Annotated in this window: 1 protein-coding gene; it reads left to right on the forward strand. The window is 51.7% G+C overall.

The genetic code is table 11. The features are described from left to right. Positions 1–654 (forward strand): AMP-binding protein (locus ACYVIC_RS19625; protein WP_460862685.1); only part of this gene is annotated, 654 nt, incomplete at both ends.

A 654-nucleotide genomic window follows, 5' to 3' on the forward strand; every position in this document is an offset into this window, starting at 1 on the left:
TGAGCAGCCGGCATCTGGCGTATGTGATTTATACCTCAGGGTCGACAGGGCAACCCAAAGGGGTGATGGTGGAGCATCAGGCACTGGTGAACCGTATCAATTGGATGCATCGCCAATATGGTGCCAGTGCTGATGACAGAGTCCTGCAAAAGACACCGTTTAGCTTTGATGTTTCGGTATGGGAGTTTGTCTGGCCGTTAACGGTGGGAGCTGCGTTGGTGTTGGCGAAGCCGGAGGGCCATAAGGACCCGGTATATCTGGCCAGGTTGATAAAAGAAGCCCGCATCAGCAAGTTGCACTTTGTGCCTTCAATGCTGAACAATATGCTGGCCCTGGCAGATTTATCTGACAGTGTTCACTTACGTCAGGTGTTCTGTAGTGGTGAAGCGTTGCCGCTTGCAGTGGTGGAGCGCTTCCGTTCCCGTTATCCCGATGTTGAATTACATAATTTATATGGCCCAACCGAAGCGGCGATAGATGTGAGCTATTGGGATTGTGGTCAGTCACTGGAAGGCTTAAGCAGCATCCCGATTGGTCGCCCAATCCAGAATATCCAGTTGTATGTCTTGAACAAGGATTTGGCCCTTGTGCCTCAGGGAGTGGCTGGAGAGCTGCATATAGGTGGAGATGGGCTTGCCCGGGGGTATTTAAACC

The sequence above is a fragment of the Rheinheimera gaetbuli genome (assembly GCF_054781935.1).